Here is a 21,509-nt window from a genome sequence, read left to right as displayed (position 1 = left end):
GCTCAGCGCTTGGGGCTCGGCGGACGGCGGCGCTCCCACGCGTCGGCGATGTGCGAGCGCATGGCCTGCTCCGCGGCATCCGGGTCGCCCGCCTCGATCGCGGCGAACACGCGTTCGTGCTCGTCGAGCGTCGTCTCGAGGCGGCTGTGCAGGTGGAAGCGCGCACTCTCGCGCGCCTGCCCGAACAGGATGTTCACGAGGTTGACGGCGAGCCGGTTCGTGCTCATCTCGCCGACGGTCGCGTGGAAGACGACATCCGCCGCATTGAACGCCGGCTCGTCCTCGATGGTGTCGCGCATGAGCTGGAGCGCCTCGCGGAGCCGCTCGAGCTCCTCGTCGGATCGGCGCGCCGCCGCGTCGCGGGCGATGACGCCTTCGAGCGAGGCGCGCACGACGCTGAGGTCGTCGAGGATGCCGAGGGTCGCGTCGTTGGCGACGAGCGCCGAGAGCACGGTCGCGTCGACCATGTTCCACGACTCCGCGCCGAGGACCTGCGTGCCGCGGCCCTGGGCGACGGTGACGAGCCCCTTCTCCTCGAGCCGCTTGACCGACTCGCGGATGACCGTGCGGCTCACGCCGAACTGCTCGCAGAGCACGGCCTCGGGCGGCAGCGACGTGCCGGGAGCGAGGTCGCCGCGCACGATGGCGTCGACGAGGTCGGCGACGACGGTGACGCCCAGGCGAGGCGTGCGGGCGCGCGCGGCGATCGTCGGGTAGGCGGCGGATCGCTCCGCACCGGCGCGGGTCTCGATGGACATGCGGAAAGCATAGCCGTCGAAAGTGGTAATACCTATGATCTTCTCTTGCATCTTTGTAAGACGTATGATGTACTCGCTTCAAGCCCACCCCGGGCGTGCCCAGTCGTCAGAGACGCCGACCAGAACAGGAATGCGCGACATGTCACAGCACTCGTCCTTCCGACGCCGAGCCACTCGGCTGATCACCACCGGGGCCGTCGTGGCCACCGGACTCCTCGTCCTGAGCGCATGCTCGACGGGCGCCGAAGAGGGGGGTGACAGCGAATACGGCTTCGCCGCGGCGGAGCAGGTCGCAGACAGCCCCATCACCGTCTGGGTCGACGCCTCGCGCGAGCCCGCGGTGACCGCCTTCCAGGAGGCGTACCCCGACATCGACGTGGTGCTCGAGACCTACGACGGCAACGCCGGCGGCAGCGGCTCGTTCCAGAGCAAGATCTCGCTCATGGACCAGGCCGGCGACGGCTGGCCCGACGTCGTCTTCTCGACGCAGCAGAACGATGCCATCTGGGCGTCGAAGGACACCCCGAACGGCGAGGCCGGCTTCGCGGCGCCGCTCAACGAGGGGTTCATCGACCAGGAGTTCCTCGACGGCTTCGCCGACGGCTCGCTCGACTACGCCACGATCGACGGCACGGTCTACGGCCTCCGCAACGACCTCGCCCAGACGGTCTTCTACTACAACCAGAAGCTGCTCGACGAGTTCGGCTACGAGGTGCCCACGACGTGGGAGGAGTACGCGGAACTCGGCGACCAGCTCGCCGCCGAGCACCCGGGCTACATCCTCGGCAGCATGGGCGACAGCTTCATGACCTACATCTACTACGGCGGTTCCGAGTCGCCCGTGTTCCAGTCGCCCGAAGCCGGGGTGTTCCACTCCGACACGTCCGACGAGAACGCCCAGAAGATCTCCGAGATCATCGACGGCATGCTCGAGAACGGCACGCTCGTGCAGGACAGCTTCTTCAGCGCCGAGTTCGCCGCGAACTACGCCGACAAGCTCGTCGGCGTCCCCGGCCCGGTCTGGTACACGGGTGCGATCTTCCAGGGCGGTCTCGCGACGCCCGCCGGTGAGATCGGCGTCGCGCCTCCGCTGAGCTGGGAGGGCGGCGACGTCGCAGCCGGGAACGTCGGCGGCGGCATCTGGTACGCCTCGCGCCACTCCGAGAACCTCGAGGCCGTGAAGACCTTCCTCGAGTTCGTGACGAGCGCCGACGAGTTCCAGGTCGAGGCCTCCTCCGGCTACCCGGCCTACACGTCGGCCGCCGAGAAGTGGCTCGACAAGCAGGCCGAGGCCGGCTACTTCGTCAACGACGACTTCAAGACCGTCATGTCGGATGCCGCGGGCCAGATCTGGGGCGGATGGAACGTGACCCCGTGGAGCCCCGAGACCGCCTGGGCCAAGGTCGTCATCCCCGGCATGGCCGAGGGCGAGTCGGTCGTCTCCCTCCTTCCCGCCTGGCAGACGGAGCTCGAGAACGAGGCCACCGTCAACGGATACACGGTCGAGTAACGTGACCGTCACCGCACCTCCGGCTCCTGCCGGCGTCGTCCCCTCGGGGCGGCGCCGGCCGGAGCGCCGGCGCGCCAGCCGCATGAGCGCCGGGCAGTCGCGATTCGGCTACGTCTTCGTCAGCGGCTACACGCTGCTCCTGGTGGCGTTCGGCCTGCTGCCCACGCTCTACGCGCTCTTCCTCTCATTCACCCGCAACGGGGTCTTCGTCGGGTTCGACAACTTCGTCAAGGTCTTCAACGACTACCGGTTCCTCCCGGCCGTCGGCCACGTCGCGCTCTACGTCGTCTTCTGGCTCATCAGCCTCATCGTCCTGGTGGTGGTCCTCGCCATCGTCGTGCACGGCATCCGCGTGCGCTGGCTCGGGGACACCGCGCGGTTCCTCTTCTACATCCCGGGCGCCATCGCGGGCGCGTCGAGCGTGCTGCTCTGGCTGTTCGTGCTCGACCCCTCGGTGAGCCCCGTCTCGGCGCTGCTGCGCGCCATGGGCTACGAGTCGCTCGTCAACGTGGTCGCCGTCGGCAACCTCCCCGTGGTCTTCACGGTCATCGCCTTCTGGGCCGGCGCGGGCGGATGGATCGTCATCATGTACGGCGCGCTCAACAACATCAGCGCCGACATCATGGAGGCCGCGCGCATCGACGGTGCGGGCGCCCTCCAGGTGGCGTGGTACATCCAGCTGCCGATGCTCACGAAGTGGATCAGCTACATGGGCATCATGTCGCTCGCTGCGGGCACCCAGCTCTTCGTCGAGCCGAAGGTCCTCGCACAGGCGACCAAGAACGTCGTGCCCGAGGACTACTCCCTCAACCAGCTGGCCTACCTCTACGCCTTCCGCCAGGGCGACTTCTCGGGATCCGCCGCGATCTCGGTCATGCTCCTGGTCGTGGCGCTCGGCCTGTCCACCATCTTCATCTTCCGCGGAAAGCTGTTCGAACGTGACTGACCTCGCCGTGCGCCGCAGGCGGCGCGCACTCACCCCGGCGCAGTGGATCGGCCGTGCGCTCGTGGCCGTCGTGCTGCTCGCCTTCGCCGCCTTCTTCATCCTGCCGATCATCTGGCTGCTGCTCGCACCGACGAAGACCAACTCCGAGCTGCTGCTCTCCGGTCCCTTCGCCTTCGGATCGTTCGAGCAGCTGGCCGCCAACTGGAACGAGCTGTTCGCGTTCGGCAGCGGCGTCTTCGCCGTGTGGCTCGGCAACTCGGCGTTCTACTCCTTCTCGGCGCTCGCGATCACGCTCATCGTGAGCATCCCCGCCGGCTACGCCCTCGCGCTCATCGAGTTCAAGGGCCGCCGCATCCTGCTCGTGACGACGCTCATCGTCATGCTGATCCCGAACACGGCGCTCGTGCTGCCGATCTTCCTCGAGCTCTCGGCGGCGCGCCTCATCGGCAGCCCGCTCGCGGTGATCCTGCCGTTCTCGTTCTTCCCGTTCGGCGTGTACCTCACGTACATCTACTTCTCGACCGCGGTCTCGCACGACCTGCTGAACGCCGCTCGCATCGACGGCGCGGGGGAGTTCCGCGTGTTCGCCCAGGTCGCCATGCCGCTCGCGACGCCCGTCATCGCGCTCGTGGGGTTCTTCAGCTTCGTCGCCAACTGGAACAACTACTTCCTGCCGTTCCTCGTGGTCGGCGGGCAGAAGATCCCGGTGCAGGTCGGGCTTGCGAACCTGCTCTCGAACGTTCCCGCGTTCAACCCGACGACGGCGTCGAGCATCGTCATCCAACTGCCGACGCTCGCCCTCGCAACGCTCCTCTCGGTGGCACCGATCCTGCTCATCTTCCTGTTCGCGCAGCGCTTCCTCGTCGAGGGCATGACCGCCGGCGGAACCAAGGAGTAGGGGACCCCATGAAGATCACCGGGTACCGCACCCTCACCGCCCAGCAGCACTGGCGGCGCGCCATCGGCGACGTCAACGGCCACATCGTCGAGGCCGTCACCGAGGTGCCGATCGTCATCATCGAGACCGATGCCGGCATCGAGGGCGTCGGCATCGGATCGCACGCCGACCTCGCGCGCCTCTTCCCGGCCCTCGACGGCGAGGACCCGCGCGGCGTCGCCGCGCTGTTCGACCGCATGCTCGCGCAGGTGTTCAAGTCGGGCCACGCCGGGGCCACCTACGGCGGCGTGGCCACGCTCGACGCCGCACTGTGGGATCTCAAGGCGAAGGCCGCGGGCGAGCCGCTCTGGCGCCTGCTCGGCGGCCGCGACCGGTTCGTGCCGGGCTATGCCTCGGGCCTCGACATCGCGCTCGGCGACGACGACCTCGCGGCGTTCTACGCCGAATTCGCCGACCGCGGCTTCGTCGCGGGCAAGCTCAAGGGCGGCCTCGACTTCGACGCCGACCTCCGCCGCCTCGGCATCCTCGCCGACGCGCTCGCCGCGAACACCTCGCGCCCCGGGCTCATGCTCGACGCGAACGAGTCGTGGCAGGTCAAGCAGGCGGTCCGGTACGTCAGCGCCCTCGAGGAGCAGGTCGACCTGCTCTGGGTCGAGGAGCCGCTGCGCCGGTGGGACGCCGTGGGACACGCGCGCCTGAGCACCGCCATCCGCGCGGCCGTCGCCACGGGGGAGAACCTCACCGGCGTCGACCAGTTCAAGCCGTTCTTCGAGGCCGGCGCGCCCGACGTCGTGCAGGCCGGCGCGATCTGGGGCGTCAGCCACATGCATCGCCTCGCACTCGCAGCGGCCGCCCGCGACCTGCCGATCAGCCCGGTCGGCTACAACGCCAACCCGGCCGTCGCGCACGTCATGACGGCCGTGCCGAACCACCTCACCACCGAGGTGCAGGCGACCGAGTTCGCCGACGGCGTGCACGTCGACCACGAGTTCGCCGACGGCGGCATCGTCCTGAGCGACGAGCCCGGTGCCGGCATCCGCGTCGACGAGGCCGCGATCGAGGGCGCCCGCCGCGGCAACGGCTGGGCGAACCCCGCCGGCCCGCACATGCGACCGGTGCGCGCGGGGCTGCGCGTCGTGCTCGACGGCGTCGAGCGCTGAGACGGACGGGAAGGTTCCGATGGAGATCAGGAAGGGCCTGCACCGCGTGCAGGCGCCGCTCGGCGAGCGCTTCGTGGCGCTCTACCTGCTCGTCGGCGACGACGCCGCGCTGCTCGTCGACACGGGCATCCGCGAGAGCATCACCGAGACGCTGCTGCCGTACCTCGACGAGGCGGGCATCCCGCGCGAGAAGCTGCGCTGGGCGGTCAACACGCACTGCGACTTCGACCACACGGGCGGCAACGGTGCGCTCAAGGCGGCGATCCCGTCGGTCGAGATCGTCGCGCACGACCTCGACACCGACCTCGTGGAGGACGTCCAGCGGCTCATCGACGTGCGCTACGGCGAGTTCCGCGAGACCGACGGGTTCGACGACCCGCCGGAGACGACCGCGTACCTGCGGAGCGTCTCGGACCTCGTCCCCGTCGATCGCCGGGTCTCGGGCGGCGAGGAGTTCGACCTCGGCGGCCGGTCCGTGCGCGTGCTGCACGTGCCGGGCCACAGCCCAGGCCACGTCGCGGTGCACGACCCCGAGAACCGCGCGCTGATGATCGGCGACGCGACGCTCGGCACGACCGTGCCCTATGCCGACGGCCGTGCGGCGTTCCCGCCCACGTACCGCGACGTCGACCCGTACGTCGCGAGCCTCTCCGCATTCCGCGACCTCGATGCCGACCTGCTCCTCACGGCGCACTACCCGGTCTACGAGGGCCGGGGCGTGCGGGAGTTCCTGGATGAGAGCGAGGCGTACACCGAGCGCATCGACGACGTGCTCGCCGCGGTGCTCGCGGCCGACGACGCCCCGCGCACGACGCTCGAGCTGGTCCGCGCGGCGGGCGCCGAACTCGGCCCGTGGCCGGCCGACGCGCTCGACTACGCGGTGTTCCCGGTGACGGGCAACCTCGAGCGGCTCGCCGCACGCGGCGTCGTGACCGAGCAGACGGATGCCGCGGGCCGCCGTCGCTGGAGCCTCGTCCGATGAGCGGGCGGGTGCGGCTCGGCGCCGTGGGCGCCGGCTGGTGGGCGACGAGCAACCACTTCCCGATCTTCGCCGGCCGCGAGGACGTCGACCTCGTCGGCGTGTGCGGCATCGGGCCCGAGCTCGAGGACGTGCGCGCGCAGTTCGGCTTCGGCATGGCCACGAACGACTACGACGAGCTCCTCGACCAGGACCTCGACGCCGTCGTCATCACGACCCCGCACGACCTGCACCACCCGCAGGCCGTGGCCGCGATCGAGCGCGGGCTCCACGTGCTCGTCGAGAAGCCCGTGACGCTCACGGCCGAACAGGGCTGGGACCTCGCCGACCGCGTACGCGAGGCCGGCGTGCACTTCCTCGCGCCGTACGGCTGGAACTACAAGGCCTTCACGATCGAGGCCAAGCGCCTCGTCGAGGCCGGGCGCCTCGGCGAGATCCAGCACGTGCTCTGCCACATGGCCTCGCCGACGCGCGGCCTGTTTGCCGGCGATACGAATCACATCCGCTCGCTCTGGGACTCCAAGACGAGCGGGCCCGACCCCCGCACCTGGCAGTCGCCGTCCCGCGGCGGCGGCTACGCGCACGGGCAGGTCACGCACTCGAGCGCCCTGCTGTTCTGGCTGAGCGAGCTGCGCGCGGCATCCGTCATGGCAAAGGTCTCGAACGTCGGCGCCGCGGTCGACCTGTTCGACGCCGCCGTGATCACCTTCGACGGCGGGGCGCTCGGCTCGCTCTCGGGTGCGGCGACGCTGCCCGATGGCAACCCGTACCAGGTCGACCTCCGCATCTTCGGCACCGAGGGCGTGCTGCTCCTCGACACCGAGCGCGAGCGCGTCTCGCTGCACCGCCACGACGGGCAGCAGTGGGACCTCGACATCGAGCCCGGCGCGGGCGCCTACGAGTGCATCGTGCCCCCCAACCGCTTCATCGACCTCATCACGGGCGCGAGCACCGAGAACAACTCGGACGCCGACGTGGCCGCGCGCTCCGTCGAGCTCATCGACGCGATGCTGCGGAGCGCCGCCGTCGGCGGCGCCGAGGTCTCCGTCCACGGCCCGGCCGATGCCGGCGCCGCCGACCCGCACGAGGAATCAGCATGACCCAGACCACCGAGGCCCAGAACCCCGAATCCCACAAGCCCGGCGTGCTCGCGGGCTACCGCGTGCTCGACTGCTCCATCGCCATGGCGGGGCCGTTCGCGGCACAGCGCCTCGGCGACCTCGGGGCCGACGTCATCAAGGTCGAGCCGACGACGGGCGAGTGGCAGCGTCACGCCGCCGCGGGCGGCGCGGTGGGCAACGAGATCAACGTCTCGTTCCTCTCGCTCAACCGCAACAAGCGCTCGGTCGCGCTCGACCTGAAGGCCGCCGAGGGCAAGGCCGCGCTCCGCGAGCTCGTCGCCGGAGCCGACGTGTTCCTCCAGAACTACCGCCCGGGCGTCGCTGCGCGCCTCGGGGTCGACTACGAGTCGCTGCGCGCGATCAACCCGTCGATCGTCTACGTGTCGATCTCGGGCTACGGCGAGGACGGGCCGTACCGCGATCGCCCCGGCCAGGACCTCCTGCTCCAGGCGATGTCGGGGGCCATGTACTCGGCGGGCCGCGACGGCGACGAGCCCTCGCCCGCCGGGCAGTACCTCGCCGACGCGATCACGGCGTCGACGGCGTTCGAGGGCGTGCTCGCCGCGCTGCTGCACCGCGAGCGCACGGGCGAGGGCCAGCTCGTCACCGTGAACATGCTCGACGCGCTCACGACCCTCCAGATGCAGGAGCTCTCGGTCTTCACGGTCGGCCGCAAGGCACAGCAGCGCTCGGCCGAGCCGCACGCTCACGTCTACATCCGGGCGCCCTACGGCGTTTTCGAGACCAGCGACGGCTACGTCGCGCTCGCCTTCGCCGACCTGCACGAACTCGGCCGCCTCATCGACGAGCCGTCGTTCGAGGGCTGGTCGAGCGAGGTCGAGGGGTGGACCCGTCGCGACGAGATCCACGCCAAGACCGCCGCGAAGCTCCGGCAGGACACGGCCGCCCACTGGATCGACCTGCTCGGCGCGGCCGGCATGTGGATCGGCCCCGTGAACGACTACGCGGGACTCGTCGACGACCCGCAGATCGTGCACAACGGCACCTTCATCGAGTACGAGCACCCCAGTGAGGGGCTCGTGAAGACCCCCGGGTTCCCGTACCAGTTCTCGGCGACGCCGCCGCAGGTGTACCGCGGTGCGCCGCTCGTCGGCGAGCACACGCGCGAGATCCTCGTCGAGGCGGGCTTCGACGACGATGCGGTCGATACGCTGCTCGCGTCGGGCGCGGCCCGGGCGACCGAGACGGCGCCGGTCGCCGCGAGCGCCCGATGACCGCTCGCTACCGCGGACTCACCTGGGACCACCCGCGCGGGCGTCTCGCGCTCGAGCGGGCGGCCGAGACGGCGACGGATGCCGCGGGCGCGCCGCTCATCGAGTGGGACGTGCACCCCCTCGAGGGCTTCGAGTCGAGCCCGATCGAGGAGAGCGCGGAGCGCTACGACGTGATCGTGCTCGATCACCCGCACCTGGGCGACGCCCTCGCGGGCGATGCGATCCGGCCGCTCGACGAGGTGTTCCCGCCCGCGTTCCTCGACGAGGTGCGCGCCGGTGCGGTCGGCCCGAGCGCCGCGTCGTACACGCTCGACGGCCGCCTCTGGGCGCTGCCGCTCGACGCGGCGACGCAGGTCGCGGTGCGGGTGCCCGAGCTCGTCGCCGCCCCGCCGCGGACCTGGGACGAGGTCGTGGAGCTCTCGAAGACCGCCCAGGTTGCGCTGAGCCTCGCGGGACCGCACGCGTTCCTGTCGTTCGCGTCGATCTGCGTCGCGCTCGGCGCGGCCGACGGCGTCGCCCCCGCGACCAAGCCTGGCTCGGGCTTCGTCGCCCCGGAGCTCGGCGCGCAGGCGTTCGGCATCATGGCCGAGCTCGCGTCCCGCATACCCGAGGGTTCCGCCGACCTCAACCCGATCGGCCTGCTCGAGCGGATGCGCCGCGACCGCGACATCGCGTACATCCCGCTCGTGTACGGCTACGTCAACTACGCCTCCGGACCGAGCGCGCTCCGGTTCGACGACGCACCCGCGGCCACCGCCGGCGGACGCCGCGGCTCGACGATCGGCGGCACCGGCATCGCGATCTCCACCCGCTGCCGCCCCGACGCCGCCCTCGTCGTGCACCTCGCGGGGCTGCTGGACCCCATCGCGCAGGGCACCTTCATCCCCGACCACGCCGGCCAGCCCGGCCTGCGGAGCGCCTGGACCGACGACGCCGTCAACGCGGCATCCGGCGACTTCTACCGCGGCACGCTCGCGACCGTCGAGGACGCGTGGGTGCGCCCGCGCGTGCCCGGCTACATCCCGTTCCAGTCCGAGGGCTCGGCCGTCCTGCGGCGGGCCCTGCTCGAGGGCGGATCGGCCGATGCCGCACTCGCCGAACTCGACCGCGCGTTCGACGCGCTCGCCCGCGAGAGGAGCGTGCTCTGATGGAGCCGTCCAGCCCGAACATCCGCCTCGAGGTCGACGGCCACGTCGCGATCGTCACGATCGATCGGCCCGAGAAGCTCAACTCGGTCACGCCCGAGATGTCGTACGCGCTCGTCGAGGTCGTCGAGTGGGCGGATGCCGCGGACGAGGTCCGCGCGATCGTCCTCACCGGTGCGGGGGAGCGGGCCTTCTGCGCCGGCTCCGACATCCGCACGCTCGACACGTATGCGACGCCGTGGGAGTTCCGGAACCGCACCGACTACTGCGATGCGATCCGGGATGCGCGGAAGCCGGTCATCGCGGCGATCAACGGGTACGCGTTCGGCGGGGGGCTCGAGACCTCGCTCATCTGCGACATCCGCCTCGCCTCGACGACCGCGAGCTTCGCGGCGCCCGAGATCAAGCTCGGCTGGATCGGCGGCGGCGGCATGTCGACGTTCCTCGCGCACTCGATCGGCCCCTCGAACGCGGCCGTCATGCTCATGACCGGCGACCCGATCGATGCCGAGACCGCACTCCGGTGGGGGCTCGTGAGCGAACTCGTCGAGCCCGAGCGGCTGCTCGAGCGCGCGGTCGAACTCGCTCGCGTCATCGCCTCGCGCCCGCCCATCGCCGCCGAGACCGCGAAGGCGAACCTGCGCGCGGCGTTCAACATGACCCAGGACGAGGCCATGCGCTACGAGCGCGACCTGCAGACCGTGACGTTCGCCACCGAGGATGCGCACGAGGGCCGCGCGGCCTTCGCGGAGAAGCGCGCGGGCGTCTTCCACCGGCGCTGACGCGCACCAGACCGAACCGGACCGACGAGACAGGGACCCACCGGAACCATGACGAGCACCACCACGACCTGGCCCGACGCCCGCGGCATCCTGCCCGACGACGCCGGGACCGCGACCCTCGTCGGGCGCGCCTGGACCGCCGACGGCCCGAGCGTCGTCGCGCTCCGCCCGGAGGGCGTCGTGGACGTCTCGCGCACCTTCCCGACGATGCGCGCGCTCACCGAGCACGCCGACCCGGTGGCGGCGCTCGCCGCGGCCGACGGCAAGGTGCTCGGCAGCCTCGACGACCTCGTCGCGAACACCCCGCCCGAGACGCGCGACCCGTCGCGCCCGTGGCTGCTCTCGCCCATCGACCTGCACGTCGTGAAGGCGGCGGGCGTGACCTTCCCGGTGTCGATGCTCGAACGCGTCATCGAGGAGCGGGCTCGGGGCGACCAGGACGCTGCGGCGTCGATCCGCGCCGAGATCCTCGCCACCATCGGCGGCTCGCTCGACTCCCTGAAGCCGGGCTCGGAGGAGGCGGCCGCCCTCAAGGCGCTGCTCATCGAGCGCGGCTGGTGGAGCCAGTACCTCGAGGTCGGGATCGGCCCGGACGCCGAGGTCTTCACCAAGGCGCCCGTGCTCGCGACCGTCGGCCCGTGCGTCGACGTCGGCGTGCACCCCGCGTCGCAGTGGAACAACCCCGAGCCCGAGGTCGTGCTCGTCGTGAGCTCGACCGGGCGCATCATCGGCGCGAGCCTCGGCAACGACGTGAACCTCCGCGACGTCGAGGGCCGCAGCGCGCTGCTCCTCGGCAAGGCGAAGGACAACAACGCGTCGGCCTCGCTCGGCCCGTTCATCCGCCTCTTCGACGACGGCTACGGCATCGACGACCTGCGCGCGTCGGTCGTGCGCCTCTCGATCGACGGCGAGGAGGGCTATCGCCTCGACGGCACGAGCGAGCTCGCCCGCATCAGCCGCGACCCCGTCGACCTCGTCGGCCAGGTCGTCGGCGCGCACCACCAGTACCCCGACGGCTTCGTGCTCTACCTCGGCACGATGTTCGCCCCCGTCGACGACCGCGACGTGCCCGGCCGCGGCTTCACGCACCGCGACGGCGACGTCGTGCGCATCGCCGAGCCTCGCCTCGGCGCGCTCGTGAACCGGGTGCGCTCGACCGCCGACGCCGAACCGTGGACGTTCGGCATCGACGCCCTCTACCGATCGCTCACCGCGCGCGGCCTGCTCGGCTGACCCGCTGCGCCGGCGACGCCTGTCCGTCCGCCCGCCCGACCTCCCGTACCGACCCCGGAGACGAAATGCTCACCAGCACCGACCCCCGTACCGGCGAGAGCCGCCCGACCGGCATCGCCGCGTGCACGCCCGACGAGGCCGACGCCGTGATCACGGCAGCGGATGCCGCGTTCGCCGCGGCATCCGCCCACGACCGCCTCTGGCGGGCCGGCCTGCTGGACGCGCTCGCCGACGCCCTCGACGCGAACCGCGACGAGCTCGCCGCGATCGCCGACCGGGAGACCGGGCTCGGCCTGCCCCGACTCACGGGCGAGGTCGGCCGATCGAGCTTCCAGTTCCGGATGTTCGCCGAGGCCCTCCGCGACGGCGGTCATCTCGAGGCGACCATCGACCACGCCGGCGCGACCGCGCTCGGCCCGCAGCCCGAGATCCGGCGGATGCTCGTTCCGCTCGGCGTCGTCGCGGTGTTCGGGTCGAGCAACTTCCCGTTCGCGTTCTCGGTCGCGGGCGGCGACACGTCGTCGGCACTCGCCGCGGGCAACGCCGTCGTGCTGAAGGCGCACTCGTCGCACCTCGAGACCTCGCGCGCCACGCATGCCGTGCTGCGCGATGCCGCGGCGGCGCACGGCGCGCCGGCGGGGCTCATCGGCATCGTCTACGGCACCGACGCCGGTCGGGTGCTCGTCTCGCACCCGCTCGTGCAGGCGGTCGGATTCACCGGTTCGCTCGGCGGCGGCCGGGCGCTCATGGAGATCATCGACGAGCGCCCGCGCCCGATCCCGTTCTACGGCGAGCTGTCGAGCCTCAACCCGCTCATCATCACGCCCGCCGCGGCCGCGACGCGCGGCGAGGCGATCGCCGAGGGGCTCTACGGCTCGTTCACGCTCGGCAGCGGCCAGTTCTGCACCAAGCCGGGCGTCGCCTTCGTGCCCGCGGGCGAGGCGGGCGACGCGCTCGTGGCGCGCATCGCGTCGAAGGCGACGGATGCCGCGGCATCCGTGCTCCTCAACGAGCGCATCGCGACCTCGTTCGACGAGATCCGCGACCGCGTGGTCGCGGACGGCTCGGTCGAGGTGCTCGCGCAGGGCGTCGTCGATGCGGGCGCGGGCTTCACGGCCGCGCCGACCGTGCTCGCGACGACCGCGGCCGCGCTCACCCCGGAGGCCACCGAAGAGGTGTTCGGCCCGCTCATCCTGATCGCCCGCTACGACGACGCCGCCGAGATCGTGTCGGCGCTCGATGCCGTGCCCGACTCGCTGACCGCGACCGTGCACAGCGAGGCATCCGACGCCGACGCGGTCGCCGCGCTCGTGCGCGAGCTCGCTCCCCGCGTCGGGCGCCTGGTGTTCGACGGCTACCCGACAGGCGTGCGCGTCTCGTGGGCGCAGCACCACGGCGGGCCGTGGCCCGCGACGAACTCGCAGCACACCTCGGTCGGCGTGAGCGCCATCCGCCGGTTCCTCCGGCCGCTCGCCTGGCAGGACGCGCCGGAGGCGCTGCTGCCCGCCGAGCTCCGCGACGACTACACGGGCATCCCGCGTCGCGTCGACGGCGTGCTGCAGCTGGGCTGAGGGGTCTGCCGGATCGCGGTCAGCGCGAGACCGGGTCGTCGCCGAGCCGCCGCTCGAGGTCGCGTCGGGTCGGGAAGCCCTCCCAGTCGCCGGGATGCGTGCACGCCGCGGCGCCCGTGCGCACGGCGAGGTCGAGCCGCCCATCGACGCCCTCGCCCGCGAGCCGCGCCGCGAGGTAGCCCGCGACGAACGCGTCGCCGGCTCCGACGGTGTCGACGACCGTGACCGGCACGGCCGTGCGTTCGTGCGCCTCGCCGTCGACGAGGGCGATCGCGCCCTGCTCGCCGAGCTTCACGACGACCTCGGCGGGTCCGAGCTCGGCGATCGCGCGCGCGAGGTCGGCGGGGGAGGCATCCGCACCGACCTGCCCGATCACGAGCTCGGCCTCGTCGACGCCGGCGAACACGAGGCCGGCCCGGGTCGCAATCGAGCGGTACGCAGCGGATGCCGCGGCCGTGTCGGGCCACAGCGAGCTGCGGTGGTTCACGTCGAACGAGACCGGCACGCCCGCCGCCCGGGCGAGGTCGACGGCCGTGTCGATCGCGTCGCGCGCGGTCGACGAGAGGGCGGGCGTGATGCCGGTCACGTGGAGCAGGTCGAACGCGCCCACATCGACCAGGTCGAGGTCGCCGGGGGAGAGGCGGCTCCCGGCGCTGCCGGCCCGGTGGTAGGTCACGGCCGTGCGACCCGGCGTCGGGGTCTCCTTGATGAGGAGGCCGGTCGCCGCGGCATCCACGGGTGCGACGACGTGCACGCCCTCGGCACGCAGCTCGCGCACGACGCGCGTGCCGAGCCCGTCGTCGCCGACGCGGCCGAGCCAGGTCACCGGCGCGCCGAGGCGCGCGAGGCCGATCGCGACGTTGCCCTCGGCGCCGCCCGTGCCGACCACGAGGTCGGACTCGTGCGCGAGCGACCCGAGGCCGCGCGTGCGGAGCACCCCGAGGCCCTCGCCGAGGGTCAGCACGCCGCGGGCGCCGCCCGCGCCGCCGCCTGCCGAGCTCACGGCGACACCGCCGCGACCGCCTCGCGGCTCAGCCGCTCGATCGCATCGACGTCGCCCGTGGCGATCAGCTCGCGCGTCGCCATCCAGCTGCCGCTCACCGCGAACACGTTCGGGTCGGCGAGGTACCCGGCCGCGTTGGCCGCGCTCACGCCGCCGCTCGGCAGGAACCGCACGTCGGGGAACGGCCCGGCGAGCGCGCGGATCAGCCCGAGTCCACCGAGCGGGCCCGCGGGGAAGAGCTTCAGGCGATCGAGCCCGAGGCGCACCGCGCGCTGGACCTCGGTCGCCGTGGCCACACCGGGTACGACGCCGACGCCGAGGGCGAGCGCGCGCTCGACGACGTCGTCGGCGAGGCCGGGGCTCACGACGAAGCGGGCGCCCGCGTCGACCACTCGGTCCACGTCCTCCGGCGTGAGCACCGTGCCGGCGCCGACGATGAAGTCGGGCAGGTCGCGGAGCGCCGCGATCGCCTCGACGCCGGCAGGAGTGCGCAGCGTGATCTCGGCGCATCGGATGCCGCCGCGCCGCAGGGCCTCGGCGACCGGAACCGCCCGCTCGGCGTCGTCGAGGACGATGACCGGGACGAACGGCTGGCCGTCGAGGATCATCGGCCGAGCCATCCGCCGTCGACCGGGAGGATGACACCTGACACGTAGTCGGCCGCGGGCGAGGCGAGGAAGATGGTCGCACCGGCGATGTCGTCGGCGCGCCCCCACCGCCCCGCCGGGATCCGGTCGAGGATCGCCTTCGAGCGGTCGGGGTCGTCGCGGAGCGCCTGCGTGTTGTCGGTCGCGATGTAGCCGGGAGCGACGCCGTTGACGGTGACGCCCTTCGCGGTCCACTCGTTCGCGAGGGCCTTGATGAGCCCGGCGATGCCCGACTTCGCGGCCGTGTACCCGGGGACGTTGATGCCGCCCTGGAAGCTCAGCAGGCTGGCCGTGAAGATCACCCTGCCGCGCCCGCGCTCGAGCATGCCCTGCGCGACGGCCTGGGTGAGCACGAACTGGCTCGACAGGTTCACCTCGACCACGCGGTCCCACAGTTCGAGCGGATGCTCCGCCGCGGGCGCCCGCTCGATGGTGCCGGCGTTGTTCACGAGGACGTCGATGCGGCGGCCGCGGAGCGACTCGGCGAACTCGAGCACGGCGTCGCGGTCGGCGAAGTCGACCGCGTGCGCCTCGAAGCCGCGGCCGTGCGCCGCGACGGCGGCCGCGATCGCGCTGCCCTCGGGTTCGAGGGTCGCGCTCACGCCGATGATGTCGGCGCCGGCGGCGGCGAGCGCGTCGGCCATCGCGAAGCCGATGCCGCGCTTGGCGCCCGTGACCAGCGCCGTCGTACCGGTGAGGTCGAAGCTGATGCTCATGCCGCGGCCTCCTCGCCGATCGCAGGCTGTCCGGCCCTCACGTCGACGAGCACCTTCATGGCGCGGCCGCCTTCGAGGTCGTCGAATGCAGCCCGCGTCTCGGCGAGCGGCACGATCTTGGTGATGAGCAGGTCGCTCGGGATGGTGCCGTCGGCGACGAGTTCGACGGCCGTCTCGAAGTCGGTGCGCTGGTAGACGCGTGCGCCGAGGATGCGGAGCTCGCGCCAGAACACGCGCTGCAGGTCGATCTCGCGCGGCGTCGGGTGGATCGCGACGACGACGAGCGTGCCGCGGACCTTCGCGAGCGAGGTGGCGCCGAGTACCGCTGCGGCGGCCCCCGAGACCTCGAACACGACGTCCGCCCCGGCGCCGCCGGTCCACTCCTCGACCCAGGCGACCTGGTCGACCTCGCGCGGGTCGAGCGTGTCGAAGCCGAGGCCGGCGATCTGCGCGCGGCGGTTGGCGTCGAGTTCGATCACGGCGACCTCGGCGCCGAAGGCGCGCGCGACGGTCGCGATGAGCACGCCGATCGGTCCGCCGCCGATGACCACGGCCTTCTCGCCGGGCGCGATCTCGGAGCGGCGGACGTCGTGCACGGCGACGGCCACGGGCTCGACGAGCGCGGCGGCATCCAGGGCGATGCCCTCAGGCAGCGCGACGAGCACCTCGGCGGGCACGTTCCAGTACGCCTGCAGGGCGCCGGGCGAGTCGATGCCGATGAAGTCGAGGTTCTGGCAGATGTGCTCGTTGCCCGCGAGGCACGCGGGGCACGTGCCGTCCCACGCGAGCGGCATGACGGTCACGGCGTCGCCGACGCTCCAGCCGGTGACGCCGTCGCCGAGCGCGGCGATCTCGCCGCTCATCTCGTGGCCGAAGACCAGCGGGGTCTGCACCCGCGCGTCCATGCTGCCGTGCAGGATGTGCAGGTCGGTGCCGCAGAGGCCGACGTAGGCGACGCGGATCTGCACCTCTCCGGGTGCCGGGGGGCGCGGCTCCGCCTCCGAGACGGTGATGGTCGAGTCGCCCGTGTACGCGGCGGTCAGCATTGATCCTCCAAGCGGATGTCCGTGGTTCGACGCGCCGAATTGAGAAGACCTTTGCGCCGTGCTGCCGTCCATTCTGACAGAGAAATGGAATCTCGGCATCAAATCATCTAACCTTTACCCAGTCATGTCGTCCCATGGAGGTCCCTCGATGCTGAGTCGCACCCTGCGGTCCGGTCCTGCCCTCACCGAACTCGGATTCGGCGCCGCGCAGCTCGGCAACCTGTACCGGCCGACGGGCGACGCCGAGGCTCGCGAAGCCGTCGATGCGGCGTGGGATGCCGGCATCCGCTACTTCGACACGGCACCGCACTACGGCCTCGGCCTCTCGGAGCGACGCCTGGGCGAGGCGCTCCGCGACCGCCCTCGCGATGAGTTCGTGCTCTCGACGAAGGTCGGACGACTCCTCGTGGCGAGCGGCTACCCCGAGGGCACGATGGACGACGGCGGCTTCGCGGTGCCGGCGACGCTCCGGCGCGAGTGGGACCTCAGCCGCGACGGCGTCCGGCGCTCGGTCGAGGAGAGCCTCGAGCGGCTCGGGCTCGACCGCATCGACATCGCCTACCTGCACGATCCCGACGACCACGGCGAGCAGGCGCACGCCGAGGCGATCCCCGCGCTCATCGAGCTGCGCGAGGAGGGCGTCGTGGGCGCCGTCGGCGCAGGTATGAACCAGTCGGCGATGCCAGCCGAGTTCGTCGATCGCCACGACGTCGACGTGATCATGCTCGCTGGCCGCTACACCCTCCTCGAGCAGGGTGCGCTCGACGACCTGATGCCGCTCGCCGCTGAGCGCGGCGTCGGCATCGTCGCGGCGGCCGTCTACAACTCGGGCCTGCTGTCCAAGCCCCGCCCGGCTGCCGACGCCACGTACGATTACGGCCCCGCCCCGGCCGAGGTGATGGCGCGCGCGAACGCGATCGCCGACGTGTGCGAGGAGTTCGGCCTGACGCTGCCCGAGGCCGCCGTGGCCTTCCCGCTGCGGCATCCGGCCGTGGTCTCGGTCGTGGTCGGCATGCGCACGGCCGACCAGGTCGCGGGCACCGTCGCCCGGTACGGCGCCGAGATCCCCGAGGCGTTCTGGCAGGCGCTCTCCGAGCGGAGGCTCGTGCGCGATGCCTGAGACGTCAGATCTCGTCGACGGGCTGCTCGTCGACGTGCCGCTCGGTGTAGTCCTCGACGCCGAGCACGTGCACGCTCATGCGGATGCGGGCCCGGTCGGGGTCGTGCGCCTCGAGCGCGTCGAGGATGGCGCGGTGCTCTCGCTGGGTGTCGTGCACCGCCCCGTGCTGGTGGATGGCGCGCCAGAGCCGGGCGCGCGCGGTGCGTCCCACGAGCGCGTCGATGATCGCGGCGAAGGCGGGATTGCCGCTCGCGTTGGCGATGAGGCGGTGGAACTCGGTGTCGACGTCGATCGTCCCCTCGAGGTCGATGTCGCCGCCGGCCGCGAGGATCGCCTCGCCGCGGTCGAGGATGCGACGCGCCTCGGCGAGCTCGTCGTCGGAGATGCGGAGCGCCGCGTGCGCGGCGGCCTCGGGTTCGAGCACGCGCCGCACGCCGAGCAGGTGGACGCTGTTCTCGGGGCTCTGCAGCTCGGCGAGCATGCCGAGCGGCTCGAGGAGCTGGCCCGGCTCGAGCGAGGTCACGTAGGTGCCGTCGCCCTGGCGGGTCTCGAGCACCCCGAGCACGACGAGCGCACGGACGCCCTCGCGGAGCGGTCCGCGAGAGACGCCGAGCCGCGCCCCGAGCTCGCGCTCGACGGGCAGCCGCGAGCCCGCGACGAGTTCGCCGCTGGTGATCATCTGGCGGATTCCGTCGATGACGACGTTCGAACGCGATCCCATGCGCACAGCATAGGTGGTCTGCGCGAAGTCATCAGACCTTTCAGCACCAACCGCAAGGAGGCGGCATGAGCGGCATCATCGACTCCCACCAGCACGTCTGGGACCTCGAGCGGGCGACCTACTCCTGGCTGACGCCGGAGGCCGGCGTGCTGTACCGGTCGATCGGCATGGGCGAGGTGCTCCCGTCGTTCGCCGCGACCGGGGTGACCGGAACCGTGCTCGTGCAGTCGGCCGACGACGACGAGGACACCGACCTCATGTTCGAGGTCGCAGCGAGCGAACCCGTCGTCGTCGGCATCGTCGGATACGTGCCGCTGCACGAGCCGGAGCGCGCCGCGGAGCGGCTCGAGGAGCTGCGACGGCGTCCGTTGCTCTGCGGCATCCGCAACCTCATCCACGACCGGCCTGACCCCCACTGGCTGCTGCGCGACGACGTCGACGCCGGCCTCGGCGTGCTCGAGGCCGCGGGCGTGCCGTTCGACGTCGTCGGCGTGCTGCCCGAGCACCTCGAAGCGGTGCTCGAGATCTCGGAGAAGCACCCCGACCTCGACCTCGTGCTCGACCACCTGAACAAGCCGCCGATCGGTGCGGCCGATCACGAACCGTGGGCCTCGCTCATCGCGAAGGTCGCCGAGAACCCCCGCGTGCACGCGAAGGTCTCCGGCCTCTACTCGGCCATCGGCGACCCGGGCGACTGGACCGTCGAGACCGTCCGCCCGGTGTTCGACCACGCGCTCGACGTGTTCAGCCCCGGCCGGCTGATGTACGGCGGCGACTGGCCGGTCTCGCTCATCGCGGGCGGCTACGAGCGCGTGTTCTCGGGCATCGCCGCGCTCGTCGACGGACTCGACGCGCACGACCGCGACCTCATCCTCTCCGGCACCGCCCGCCGGTTCTACTCGCTCCCCGACACGGAAGGCACACGATGACCGACAGCTTCACCCTCGCCCGCCTGGGCGCCCCCGGCAAGGAGGTGCCCGTCGTGCGCGTCGGCGACCGCGTGCTCGACGCCCGCGGCGTCACGGCCGACTACGACGGCGCGTTCTTCGCCGCCGACGGCGTCGCGCGCATCCGCGAGGCGCTGGACACGCTCCCCGAGTTCGCCGGCGACGCGTCGCGCGTCGGCGCGCCCATCGCACGCCCCGGCAAGATCGTCTGCATCGGCCTGAACTATCGCGACCATGCCGAGGAGACCGGCGCGGCCCTGCCTGCGGAGCCCGTGATCTTCATGAAGGACCCGTACACGATCGTCGGCCCGAACGACGACGTGCTGATCCCGAGGAACTCGACGAAGACCGACTGGGAGGTCGAGCTCGGCGTCGTGATCGGCACGCCCGCTCGGTACCTCGACTCGCCCGACGACGCCCTCGCCCACGTCGCCGGCTACGCCGTCTCGCACGACGTCTCCGAGCGCGAGTTCCAGCTCGAGCGCGGCGGCCAGTGGGACAAGGGCAAGAGCTGCGAGACGTTCAACCCGTTCGGCCCCGACCTCGTGCCCGCCGAGCAGGTCGGCGACCCGCAGCAGCTCGGCCTGCGCCTCTGGGTCAACGGCGAGCTCCGTCAGGACGGCTCGACCGCGAACATGCTCTTCTCCGTCGCGCACGTCATCTGGTACCTGAGCCAGTACATGGTGCTCCAGCCGGGCGACGTCATCAACACGGGCACCCCCGCCGGGGTCGCGCTCGGCCTCCCGGGCACGCCGTACCTGCGCGACGGCGACACCGTCGAGCTCGAGATCGACGGCCTGGGCCGCGCCGGCCAGAAACTGGTGCAGGCATGACCGCCGCGGAGTTCGACGGCCTCGTCGCCGTCGTCACCGGCGGTGCATCGGGCATCGGCCTCGCCGCCGCGCAGGAGCTCGCCGCGCGCGGCGCGCGCGTCGCCGTCCTCGACCGCAGCGTCGACGGCCTGCCCGAACCGCTCGTCGGCTTCGCCGCCGACGTCACCGACCGTGCCTCGATCGCGGACGCCGTCGCGGTGATCGCCGAGCGCCTCGGCGGCATCGATGTGGTCGTGAACAATGCGGGCATCAGCGCGGTCGGCACGGTCGAGGACAATGACGACGCCGAATGGGCGCGCGTGCTCGACGTCAACGTCACCGGGATGGCCCGCGTCACCGCGGCGGCGCTGCCATGGTTGCGGCGCTCGGAGGCGGCATCCGTCGTCAACCTCTGCTCGATCGCAGCGCTCAACGGACTGCCGCAGCGCGCCCTGTACTCGGCGTCGAAGGGCGCCGTGCTCGGGCTGACCTACGCCATGGCGACCGACCACGTCGGCGACGGCATCCGCGTGAACTGCGTCAGCCCCGGCACCGTGTCGACGCCGTTCGTCGAGCGGATGCTGCAGGGCTTCGCCGACCCCGTCGCCGAACGTGCCGCGCTCGATGCGCGCCAGGCGACCGGGCGCATGGTCACCCCGGAGGAGGTCGCCGGCGCGATCGCCTACCTCGCGAGCCCCCGCTCGGGCTCGACCACGGGTACCGCGCTCGAGGTCGACGGCGGCGTCACGCACGTCCGTGCGCGCGCAGCGGGAGCCCGCGCGTGAGCGGCGAGACGCCGATCACCGGGCCGACTCGCGGCACCGGCGTCACCCGCGTGCGCCGCCTCGCCTCGGTGATCGGCCTGCCTGCCGAGCACCGCGAGGAGTACGAGCGACTCCACGCCGACGTGTGGCCGAAGGTGCTCGAGCGCCTCACGCTCAGCAACATCCGCAACTACTCGATCTACCGCCACGGCGACGTGCTCTTCGCCTACATGGAGTACGTCGGCGACGACCTCGATGCCGACATGGCCGCGATCGCCGCCGACCCGACGACCCAGGAGTGGTGGTCGGTGTGCGAGCCGCTGCAGCGGCCGTTCGCCGAGCGCGCGGAGGGCGAGTGGTGGATGGAGCTCCCGGAGATCTTCCACCTGGATTGA

Annotated in this window: 22 protein-coding genes; 16 read left to right on the top strand and 6 right to left on the bottom strand. The window is 72.0% G+C overall.

From position 1 onward, the window contains the following. Nucleotides 1-2: 2 nt before the first annotated feature. On the bottom strand, nt 3-758 hold the full coding sequence (locus GLX25_RS13325; protein WP_155842922.1) for a FadR/GntR family transcriptional regulator: 756 nt from the start codon (nt 756-758) through the stop codon (nt 3-5). A gap of 139 nt (nt 759-897) precedes the next feature. Here GLX25_RS13325 and GLX25_RS13320 point away from each other — a divergent pair, with 139 nt between their 5' ends. The 11 genes from GLX25_RS13320 (at nt 898) to GLX25_RS13270 (ending at nt 13,338) form a co-directional block, all read left to right on the top strand. Further along, nucleotides 898-2,268, top strand: a complete 1,371-nt coding sequence (locus tag GLX25_RS13320; protein ID WP_166548798.1) for an ABC transporter substrate-binding protein — start codon at nt 898-900, stop codon at nt 2,266-2,268. Nucleotides 2,269-2,350: 82 nt separating this feature from the next. Next, complete coding sequence (locus GLX25_RS13315) at nt 2,351-3,214, top strand: carbohydrate ABC transporter permease (protein ID WP_155842920.1); 864 nt, start codon at nt 2,351-2,353, stop codon at nt 3,212-3,214. Continuing rightward, complete coding sequence (locus GLX25_RS13310; protein ID WP_166548797.1) at nt 3,207-4,112, top strand: carbohydrate ABC transporter permease; 906 nt, start codon at nt 3,207-3,209, stop codon at nt 4,110-4,112. Before GLX25_RS13315 ends, GLX25_RS13310 begins: the two co-directional genes overlap by 8 nt. Nucleotides 4,113-4,120: 8 nt before the next feature. Next, nucleotides 4,121-5,272 (top strand): mandelate racemase/muconate lactonizing enzyme family protein, encoded by a 1,152-nt coding sequence (locus GLX25_RS13305; protein WP_155842919.1) that lies wholly within the window; start codon nt 4,121-4,123, stop codon nt 5,270-5,272. Between the two features lie 19 nt (nt 5,273-5,291). After that, entirely contained in the window at nt 5,292-6,254 is a 963-nt protein-coding gene (locus GLX25_RS13300; protein WP_155842918.1) for an MBL fold metallo-hydrolase, read from the top strand. Next, nucleotides 6,251-7,351, top strand: a complete 1,101-nt coding sequence (locus tag GLX25_RS13295) for a Gfo/Idh/MocA family protein (protein WP_155842917.1) — start codon at nt 6,251-6,253, stop codon at nt 7,349-7,351. Before GLX25_RS13300 ends, GLX25_RS13295 begins: the two co-directional genes overlap by 4 nt. Next, nucleotides 7,348-8,607 (top strand): CaiB/BaiF CoA transferase family protein, encoded by a 1,260-nt coding sequence (locus GLX25_RS13290; RefSeq protein WP_155842916.1) that lies wholly within the window; start codon nt 7,348-7,350, stop codon nt 8,605-8,607. The genes GLX25_RS13295 and GLX25_RS13290 overlap by 4 nt, the downstream gene beginning before the upstream one ends. Beyond that, nucleotides 8,604-9,755, top strand: coding sequence for an ABC transporter substrate-binding protein (locus tag GLX25_RS13285; RefSeq protein WP_155842915.1), 1,152 nt, complete (start codon nt 8,604-8,606; stop codon nt 9,753-9,755). The genes GLX25_RS13290 and GLX25_RS13285 overlap by 4 nt, the downstream gene beginning before the upstream one ends. After that, complete coding sequence (locus GLX25_RS13280; protein ID WP_155842914.1) at nt 9,755-10,534, top strand: enoyl-CoA hydratase/isomerase family protein; 780 nt, start codon at nt 9,755-9,757, stop codon at nt 10,532-10,534. Before GLX25_RS13285 ends, GLX25_RS13280 begins: the two co-directional genes overlap by 1 nt. 48 nt (nt 10,535-10,582) lie before the next feature. Beyond that, the gene (locus GLX25_RS13275; RefSeq protein ID WP_155842913.1) at nt 10,583-11,767 is read left to right on the top strand and encodes a fumarylacetoacetate hydrolase family protein; all 1,185 of its coding nucleotides are present in this window, start codon (nt 10,583-10,585) and stop codon (nt 11,765-11,767) included. Nucleotides 11,768-11,832: 65 nt separating this feature from the next. Continuing rightward, nucleotides 11,833-13,338 carry an aldehyde dehydrogenase (NADP(+)) gene (locus GLX25_RS13270; RefSeq protein ID WP_155842912.1) on the top strand — a complete coding sequence of 502 codons (1,506 nt, stop codon included), beginning with the start codon at nt 11,833-11,835 and terminating at the stop codon, nt 13,336-13,338. Between the two features lie 19 nt (nt 13,339-13,357). Here the strand turns inward: GLX25_RS13270 and GLX25_RS13265 are convergent, their stop codons facing one another. From GLX25_RS13265 to GLX25_RS13250, 4 genes are read right to left on the bottom strand one after another with little or no spacing between them, the layout of a single operon-like run. Further along, entirely contained in the window at nt 13,358-14,341 is a 984-nt protein-coding gene (locus GLX25_RS13265) for a sugar kinase (RefSeq protein ID WP_271192462.1), read from the bottom strand. Beyond that, nucleotides 14,338-14,949, bottom strand: a complete 612-nt coding sequence (eda, locus tag GLX25_RS13260) for a bifunctional 4-hydroxy-2-oxoglutarate aldolase/2-dehydro-3-deoxy-phosphogluconate aldolase (protein ID WP_240898342.1) — start codon at nt 14,947-14,949, stop codon at nt 14,338-14,340. Before eda ends, GLX25_RS13265 begins: the two co-directional genes overlap by 4 nt. Further along, entirely contained in the window at nt 14,946-15,704 is a 759-nt protein-coding gene (locus tag GLX25_RS13255; protein ID WP_155842910.1) for an SDR family oxidoreductase, read from the bottom strand. Before GLX25_RS13255 ends, eda begins: the two co-directional genes overlap by 4 nt. Next, nucleotides 15,701-16,750, bottom strand: coding sequence for a zinc-dependent alcohol dehydrogenase (locus GLX25_RS13250; RefSeq protein WP_155842909.1), 1,050 nt, complete (start codon nt 16,748-16,750; stop codon nt 15,701-15,703). Before GLX25_RS13250 ends, GLX25_RS13255 begins: the two co-directional genes overlap by 4 nt. 148 nt (nt 16,751-16,898) lie before the next feature. On the opposite strand from GLX25_RS13250, the gene GLX25_RS13245 reads away from it, so the two are divergent. After that, complete coding sequence (locus tag GLX25_RS13245) at nt 16,899-17,870, top strand: aldo/keto reductase (RefSeq protein ID WP_155842908.1); 972 nt, start codon at nt 16,899-16,901, stop codon at nt 17,868-17,870. A 4-nt stretch (nt 17,871-17,874) separates the two neighbouring features. Here the strand turns inward: GLX25_RS13245 and GLX25_RS13240 are convergent, their stop codons facing one another. Continuing rightward, nucleotides 17,875-18,591 carry a FadR/GntR family transcriptional regulator gene (locus tag GLX25_RS13240; RefSeq protein ID WP_155842907.1) on the bottom strand — a complete coding sequence of 239 codons (717 nt, stop codon included), beginning with the start codon at nt 18,589-18,591 and terminating at the stop codon, nt 17,875-17,877. A 65-nt stretch (nt 18,592-18,656) separates the two neighbouring features. Between GLX25_RS13240 and GLX25_RS13235 the strand changes: the two genes are divergently transcribed. From GLX25_RS13235 to GLX25_RS13220, 4 genes are read left to right on the top strand one after another with little or no spacing between them, the layout of a single operon-like run. Then, nucleotides 18,657-19,520 (top strand): amidohydrolase family protein, encoded by an 864-nt coding sequence (locus tag GLX25_RS13235; RefSeq protein WP_155842906.1) that lies wholly within the window; start codon nt 18,657-18,659, stop codon nt 19,518-19,520. Continuing rightward, nucleotides 19,517-20,371, top strand: coding sequence for a fumarylacetoacetate hydrolase family protein (locus tag GLX25_RS13230; protein WP_155842905.1), 855 nt, complete (start codon nt 19,517-19,519; stop codon nt 20,369-20,371). Before GLX25_RS13235 ends, GLX25_RS13230 begins: the two co-directional genes overlap by 4 nt. Next, nucleotides 20,368-21,135, top strand: a complete 768-nt coding sequence (locus GLX25_RS13225) for an SDR family NAD(P)-dependent oxidoreductase (RefSeq protein WP_155842904.1) — start codon at nt 20,368-20,370, stop codon at nt 21,133-21,135. The genes GLX25_RS13230 and GLX25_RS13225 overlap by 4 nt, the downstream gene beginning before the upstream one ends. Continuing rightward, entirely contained in the window at nt 21,132-21,509 is a 378-nt protein-coding gene (locus tag GLX25_RS13220) for an L-rhamnose mutarotase (protein WP_271192463.1), read from the top strand. The genes GLX25_RS13225 and GLX25_RS13220 overlap by 4 nt, the downstream gene beginning before the upstream one ends.

The sequence above is a fragment of the Agromyces luteolus genome, assembly GCF_009729855.1.
Taxonomy (GTDB): domain Bacteria; phylum Actinomycetota; class Actinomycetes; order Actinomycetales; family Microbacteriaceae; genus Agromyces; species Agromyces luteolus.
This window is presented reverse-complemented; position numbering and strand designations above follow the sequence as displayed.